Origin of the sequence: Hydrocoleum sp. CS-953, assembly GCF_002260545.1 — a bacterium.
In the GTDB taxonomy this organism is placed as follows: domain Bacteria; phylum Cyanobacteriota; class Cyanobacteriia; order Cyanobacteriales; family Microcoleaceae; genus Trichodesmium.
Genome location: NZ_LGSU01001233.1, coordinates 1 through 8,352, shown reverse-complemented (window position 1 = coordinate 8,352; position 8,352 = coordinate 1). Strand labels below are relative to the sequence as shown.

Sequence of the window (8,352 nt, the reverse complement as noted above, 5' to 3'; positions counted from 1 at the left end):
TGTAAAGAGTTTTGAAAATATCTAATTGTCTAATGCTTTAATTATCAATTATCCATTATCAATTATCAATTATTCGTTATGGCTACTTCTTCAACAATATCAAGAGTACAAATACAAGAATTTCTGGGAGAAAAACCTCCATTTAATCTGCTTTCGGAAAATGCTCTAAAACAATTAACAGGAAAATGTCAACTTCTCGGTTACCGTGCCGGACAACCAATATTTGAAAGAGAAAAAATGCCGACCCAGATAGCAATTATCTATCAGGGTCAGGCAAGAATATTAGGTTATGACCAGCGATCGCAACGTCATGTCAGTTTAAAATTAGTTGGACCAGGAGAAATACTAGGTTGGCCAGGGTTGCTACGGGGGATGCCTTGTGAAACAGCACTTGCCTCAACAGACTTAATTGCAGTTACTCTACCAACAGCAGATTTTTTCGCCGTATTAGAAACGGAACCAGAATTTGGTAAAGCTTTCCTGGAAACTCCCGCAGTAAGTGAGGTTTATGAACTACTAAGCCAAGAATTTGCCAGAAGGGCAGAAGTTAATGTTAACCTCAAACAGTTATCCCAAAATGTTGTCTCAAATACCTTAGTAGTAAATCTGCCCCCAGGAGATACAAAAACTCAAGAACTAGGGTCTATTCTAAATGGGTCAAAAATATGGTTGGTGAGTAGTGGGGTAGTAGGAGATTTTGCCCCTGGTAGCCAAGTATTGTTGGATGGAGCAGGTAAATCTCTGAAAGTAGAAGGAGCTAGAGGAGCAAGAATACTAGGATTTCCCGAACAACAGACCAACGCCGAAGTTGAGGAAACTCAATTAACAGAAAATGGTGAGCAAAAAACAGGGTTAGCTCCCTTGGATATGTCGATAGTGCCTCAAGCACCAGCACGTCCTCCAGAACCAACAGTTGCTCAAGATACCCCATCAAAAAAATATCCAATTTTCCGAGCCAAAGGGGAAATAGCAGCTCCCTTAGCCTGCTTCCAAATGTTGGCTAAACACCTGGGTCTGAAGTTCCGTCGGGATGTTATTCGTCGGGTATTGGATAATCAGATTCGTACAGCAGGTAGGGTATCTTTGCAAGCTTGTGGAGCGATCGCTCAGATGATGGGATTAAGCGGTCAACTGGCACAAGTCTCGGCAGCAGCAGTACCTCGCCTCAAGGCTCCTGCTTTGATTCAATGGCAGGATAGTTTTGCCATACTTTATAGTATTACAGAACAAGAAATTGTTGTAGGTAGTCCAGAATTTGGATTAACTCGCCTCAAACCAGGAGAGTTTCAGGAAATTTGGGGAGAGTCGGGACAGATTCTACTACTCCAAGCACCAAAGACGGAACAGAAGGAACAGTTTAGTTTTTGGTGGTTTGTTCCTTCCCTGATGGAACATCGCACAGTATTTATTGAAGTATTAATTGCCTCATTTTTTGTACAGATATTTGGCTTGGTCAACCCCCTAATGACCATGATTATTATCGACAAAGTTATGGGGCAACGGAATATTGAAGCCCTAGATGTTCTAGGTATATTAATGTTAGGTATAGCTTTGTTTGAAGCTTTATTAGGAGGTTTACGGACTTTCTTGTTTGTAGATACGACTAACCGTATAGATGTCAAACTTAGCTCCGAAGTAATTGACCATTTGCTCCGTTTACCACTTAATTATTTTGATAATCGTCGGGTGGGTGACTTAACCGGTAGGATTGGAGAATTAGCTAATATTAGAAATTTTCTGACAGGTACAGCCTTAACAGTAGTTTTGGATGCCGTATTCTCAGTAATTTATGTTGCCGTAATGTTGGCTCTTAATCCATTAATGACTGCCGTTGCTTTGGCTGGGTTGCCTTTCTTTGCTGGAATTATTTTAATTAACTCTCCCATTGTCAGAAGGTTACTGCGGAAAAAGGCGGAACGTTATGCCGACTCTCAGTCATACTTGGTAGAGGTACTAAATGGTGTGCAGACTATTAAAGCGCAAAATTTAGAACTCCGGTCTCGTTGGGAATGGTCAGGTCGTTATGCCAAGTTTATGACTGCTAGTTTTAATACTGTTCTGACTCAGACTACTTCTAGTTCTATTAGTACCTTTTTAAATAAACTTTCCGGACTGGCTCTTTTATGGGTTGGTGCTTATTTAGTTATTGATGGTCAATTATCTGTAGGGGGATTAATTGCCTTCCGAATTATTGCTGGTAATGTAACAGGTTCCTTACTCCGTTTTGTTAGTGTTTGGCAGAGTTTCCAAGAAGTAGGAATGTCAATTGAACGACTAAGAGATGTTTTAGATACTGAACCGGAAGTAGATGAGGAAGACCGGAATAATATTGATATGCCACCAATAAATGGCAGTGTAAAATTTGAAGAACTTTCCTTCAGGTTTACTCAAAGCGGACCTCTACAATTAGCAAATATAAACTTAGAATTTCCTGCTGGTTATTTTGTCGGAATTGTAGGTTTGAGTGGTTCCGGAAAAAGTACATTAATGAAATTATTACAGCGTTTATATCCACCACTTTCAGGTCGAATTTTTGTTGATGGATACGATATTCAAAAGGTAGAATTATATTCTTTACGTCGTCAAATTGGAGTGGTTTTGCAGGATACTCTCCTGTTTAATGGTACCGTTCAAGATAATATTGCTTTGACAAATCCAGATGCAACAACCGATGAAATTATTCGTGCTGCTAAAATAGCAGTTGCCCATGAGTTTATTATGAATTTGCCTAGTGGTTATAACACAATGGTGGGAGAAAGAGGTGCTTCTTTATCTGGGGGGCAAAGANTCGTCAAATTGGAGTGGTTTTGCAGGATACTCTCCTGTTTAATGGTACCGTTCAAGATAATATTGCTTTGACAAATCCAGATGCAACAACCGATGAAATTATTCGTGCTGCTAAAATAGCAGTTGCCCATGAGTTTATTATGAATTTGCCTAGTGGTTATAACACAATGGTGGGAGAAAGAGGTGCTTCTTTATCTGGGGGGCAAAGACAAAGAATTGCTCTGGCTCGAACAGTTCTACAAAATCCCAAATTGTTAATTTTAGATGAGGCAACTAGCGCCTTAGATTACAGTTCAGAACGTCAAGTTTGTGAGAATTTAGCTGAGGCTTTCCAAGGTGAAACAGTCTTCTTTATTACTCACCGTTTAACAACAGTAAAAAATGCTAATACTATAATTATGATGGATAAAGGTTCTGTGGTAGAACAAGGAACACATGACGAATTAATGGCAGTTAAAGGACGTTATTTCTGTCTCTATCAACAACAAGAATCTCAACAATAATAAGGAAAAAGGAGGAAGGCTTTAGTTATCTAGGAGAGAAGGAGTTTTAAGTACAATTACTAAGCAGAAAGAAGGAGGAAGGCTTTAGTTATCTAGGAGAGAAGGAGTTTTAAGTACAATTACTAAATTATTAAAGGTTAGAAAGAGTCAAGAAAACTACTGATAACTGAAATCAACTAATCTCTGATTCTTTCCTCAAAGACTTTCCCTTTCTCTCTTTCCTGATTCCTTCCTATTTAACCCTTTTTCCTTCTTCCCTACTCCCTACTCCCTACCCCCTACTCCCTAATTAAAAAAAAATGCAAGATAAATCAGCATCACTAAACGAAAAACCAGTAATTTCAGTTAACAGTTATCAGTTATAAGTTTGAGAATTTAGAAGTCAGGAGTCAGAAGTAACGAAAAACCAGTAATTTCAGTTAACAGTTATCAGTTATAAGTTTGAGAATTTAGAAGTCAGGAGTCAGAAGTAATGAAGAAATAAACTTAAGTAAAATACCTAAGTNAACCAGTAATTTCAGTTAACAGTTATCAGTTATAAGTTTGAGAATTTAGAAGTCAGGAGTCAGAAGTAATGAAGAAATAAACTTAAGTAAAATACCTAAGTTATTAAAAGTTAGAAGGAGTTAATAAATTTGATAAAAATTATCAAACCACCCAATACTAAAAAGTGTCAGAAAACTTGCATACAATACCTAAGTTATTCAAAGTTAGAAGGTGATAGTTTTTAATGAAAAATTAGTGGCGGGTGAGCAGTTCCTCACTGTTTTAATTCTTCCTTCTCAACCACTACTAACTTATGATTCTTTATTGAAAAGTTTTCTCTTCTTCCCTACTCCCTANTATTCAAAGTTAGAAGGTGATAGTTTTTAATGAAAAATTAGTGGCGGGTGAGCAGTTCCTCACTGTTTTAATTCTTCCTTCTCAACCACTACTAACTTATGATTCTTTATTGAAAAGTTTTCTCTTCTTCCCTACTCCCTACTCCCTACTCCCTACTCCCTAATTATTAAAAAAAATGCAAGATAAATCAGCATCACTAAACGAACAACCAGTAATTTTAGAGAAACCAGCTATATTATCTCGCCTATTTCTCTGGATGATTATGTTAATGACCAGTTCAGCTATAATCTGGGCCTACTTTGCCGAGATAGACCAAGCTGTACCCGCAACAGGTCAGTTAGAACTTAAAGATGGTTCTATAAATGTCCAAGCTCCTACAAGTGGAAATGTAGTTAGACTTCATGTAGAAAATGGCGATCGCGTCGAAAAGAATCAACCATTACTAACCTTTAGTCCTACTGCTCCTAGTGCAGACTTAGGTTCCGCTAAAGAATTAAGAGAAACCCTCAAAAGAGAAAATGAGTTCTATAAAGACGTACTAAATGGTAAAGTTCCCACAGCCTTACCCCCAGATTTACAAAAACTTGCTCAAGAAAGACAAACTAGAATATCAGAAAATCAAGCATATCGCGCCTTAATTGATGAACTTTACCTAAACAGAGGCCGTTTTGTCAATATTGACCCTAGTTTACAAGGATTATATATCAACTACAAAGCTGAATATAACTCTCGTGTAGGTGCTGTAGAATNCTAAATGGTAAAGTTCCCACAGCCTTACCCCCAGATTTACAAAAACTTGCTCAAGAAAGACAAACTAGAATATCAGAAAATCAAGCATATCGCGCCTTAATTGATGAACTTTACCTAAACAGAGGCCGTTTTGTCAATATTGACCCTAGTTTACAAGGATTATATATCAACTACAAAGCTGAATATAACTCTCGTGTAGGTGCTGTAGAATTACAAGTTAGAGAGCTACAAAAACAACTTCAACAAGCAGAAAAAGAAGAAGAAGCAGCAACAGAACAACTAAGAATAGCCCAAACACAATTACAATACTCTAGACAACAATTACAATTTTCCAGACAACAATTAAATAATACCAAGCAACAGCTAACCTATGCTTATGAACAATTAAATAATGCAGAAAAACAACTGAAATTTGCCAGAGAACAACTGAACAATACTCAAGCACAACTAAAGTATTCCCAAGAACAATTAGAACTAGCAAAAGGACAATTAGGANTACAATTTTCCAGACAACAATTAAATAATACCAAGCAACAGCTAACCTATGCTTATGAACAATTAAATAATGCAGAAAAACAACTGAAATTTGCCAGAGAACAACTGAACAATACTCAAGCACAACTAAAGTATTCCCAAGAACAATTAGAACTAGCAAAAGGACAATTAGGTAAATCAGAAAAAGTATTAGGTTCTAACGAAGAAATTCTCGGACAAATATCTCCTTTAGTAGAAGAAGGAGCGATCGCTGAACTGCAAAAAAAACGCCAGGAACAAGAAGTATTTCGAGGGGAAAGTGAGATATTAAGACAACAAGACCAGATACAATCAAGAGCAGCAGAAATAAATACTAGATTAGGAGAAATTAATACCCGGTTAGCGGACATAAATGCCAGAGAAGGAGATGTAAATTCTCGCAGAGCAGAGCTTAATACTTTAGAGGGAGAAATAAATTCTCGCGAGGGAGAAATTAATTCTAGGCAAGCAGATATTAATGCTAGAGAAGGAGAAGTTAAAGCTCGTCAGGCAGAAGTACAACGTGCTAGGTTAGAACAACAACGTTTAAATGTATCTATTAATAGAACCAAAGAACAATTAAAAAATACAAGAGACGCTTGGGCAAGAGAACTTTATGCCAGAATTGCTGAAAATAAAGGTAGAGAAATTGCCAGAATAGATTCTCAGTTTACTCGTTTGCAACTAGAAAATAATAAGCAACTAACTGAAGTTAATGCTCAGATAGAAAAATTAGAAGAAGCTCGCGATAATCAAGTTTTAAAAGCCCCAGTTTCGGGAGTTATTTTTGATTTACAACCTACTACTAAAGAAGACTCTTCTTTAGATATGAAAACTGACCCTATTTGTCAATATGTAATTAATGAGGTTTTGAAACCAGGGGATATACAACCAGAAAGATGTGAGGATGCTTCTTATGAGGCACAACAAACTCAACCTTTACTGACAGTATTGGATGATGATGAAGGTTTGGAAGCAGTGGTTTATATTCAGAATAAAGATGTTGCTCTGGTGTTAAAAGCTTTANTACAACCTACTACTAAAGAAGACTCTTCTTTAGATATGAAAACTGACCCTATTTGTCAATATGTAATTAATGAGGTTTTGAAACCAGGGGATATACAACCAGAAAGATGTGAGGATGCTTCTTATGAGGCACAACAAACTCAACCTTTACTGACAGTATTGGATGATGATGAAGGTTTGGAAGCAGTGGTTTATATTCAGAATAAAGATGTTGCTCTGGTGTTAAAAGCTTTAAATGATAAACGGAAAAAATTAGAATCTTATCATGACCAAGAGTTAGCTGGTGGAGAGGTTATTGAATGTGAACCGGGTAAAAAATGTGCTTGTCCGGAGCTGAAAGAAAATCGAGAAAAGTTAGGTTTGAAAGATGTTGACTGTGTACCTGTAGAAGTACAAGTTGAAGCTTTACCTGCGAATGAGTTTGGTACAGTAACTGGGGAGGTTATTTCTATTAGTGATGATGCTATTCCACCAGACCAAGAAGCAGGAAGACCTTATTTTTCTTTTGAAACTACGATTGATTTAGAACGGCAAACATTTGTTCTGGATAATGAGAATGACCTGGAAATTGGTTTGCAGAATGGTATGGCAATTAATTCTAATATTAATGTTGGTAAGCGGACAGTTTTAGAGTTGTTCTTTAATAGATTTACTGGTAAGTTTCAGAGTTTGACTAATGTTAATTAGAATTCAGAATTCAGAATTTATAATTTATAGCAAAGTGGCCTGGTTAGGGCTATTTCGTTCTCATTAAGGAAGAAGTAAGAAGGAAGAATTCATTAATTGATAATTGATAATTGATAATTGATAATTGATAATTACCTCTGGTTAAAACCGTTCTTGANGAAGAAGTAAGAAGGAAGAATTCATTAATTGATAATTGATAATTGATAATTGATAATTGATAATTACCTCTGGTTAAAACCGTTCTTGATTGAAGATAAGGAAATATTATTTCTTTTCTTGGTCGATTGGATATGGCGTTTCGGCTGTCGCCGACATGAAAAGCGTTCGCGGCTCTGTAAGAGCAGGAGACCCGCTCCTACGGACCCGCTGCGCTAACGCCATCCCACTCTTCGGGAAGCTCCGCTAACGACCGCTTTTTTTCCCTTAAAAGGGGAGGCTTTAAACCATAATTATTTAATTATTAATAATTAATAATTAATAATTCGGTAAAGGCTAATTTTTACAACTTTACTTTGAGCTTTTATCTTTTCTTCTTCTAGTCAAGTGATTGATATTATTTCACTGAAGTTAGAGGTTAATTTTTATCTNGCCATCCCACTCTTCGGGAAGCTCCGCTAACGACCGCTTTTTTTCCCTTAAAAGGGGAGGCCTTAAACCATAATTATTTAATTATTAATAATTAATAATTAATAATTCGGTAAAGGCTAATTTTTACAACTTTACTTTGAGCTTTTATCTTTTCTTCTTCTAGTCAAGTGATTGATATTATTTCACTGAAGTTAGAGGTTAATTTTTATCTACCAAAAACCAGGGCTATTTCGTTCTAATTTCTGACTTTTTGTGCATTAGTGTTCCATCTTTATTTGAAATGACTATAGACTATATATGAGAAGCCATCGCTTCTTTAATTTCTCATTTCATTAATAAGTCTTGTCAAAATTCATTCTTTCCTTTCGACTTAACAACTTTGGGTATGGTATGTTTGTCCTTATGACTATTACAACAAAAATATGACTGAGCGATCGCCCCTTCTACCCAAAGTTGAGAATAGTATCCCCTAGAAGTCTACTTCCCCAGTGGTACTTTCTAGGGGATTTCTTTTTTAACCTATAGCGACGACAAAAACCCTTGTACTTTCTGGCACATTCCTCCAGAGTTTTTACCTACAAAATCTAGAGGCAAACTTTTAGCAAATCAGAAATAAAAATTTGATTCATTTCTATTGCTATATACGCAATAGGAA

Annotated in this window: 1 protein-coding gene and 2 pseudogenes; all 3 read left to right on the top strand. The window is 36.5% G+C overall.

The window, feature by feature from the left end; all coding sequences use genetic code 11:
- Positions 1 to 78: 78 nt before the first annotated feature.
- Positions 79 to 2,787 (top strand): annotated as a pseudogene (locus AFK68_RS20940) (peptidase domain-containing ABC transporter); the annotation flags it as partial.
- A gap of 1 nt (position 2,788) precedes the next feature.
- A partial coding sequence (locus tag AFK68_RS20935; protein WP_143438099.1) for an ATP-binding cassette domain-containing protein occupies positions 2,789 to 3,290 on the top strand: 502 nt, incomplete at its 5' end.
- Positions 3,291 to 4,308: 1,018 nt separating this feature from the next.
- Positions 4,309 to 4,882: pseudogene (locus AFK68_RS20930) on the top strand (biotin/lipoyl-binding protein); the annotation flags it as partial.
- Between the last annotated feature and the right edge of the window lie 3,470 nt (positions 4,883 to 8,352).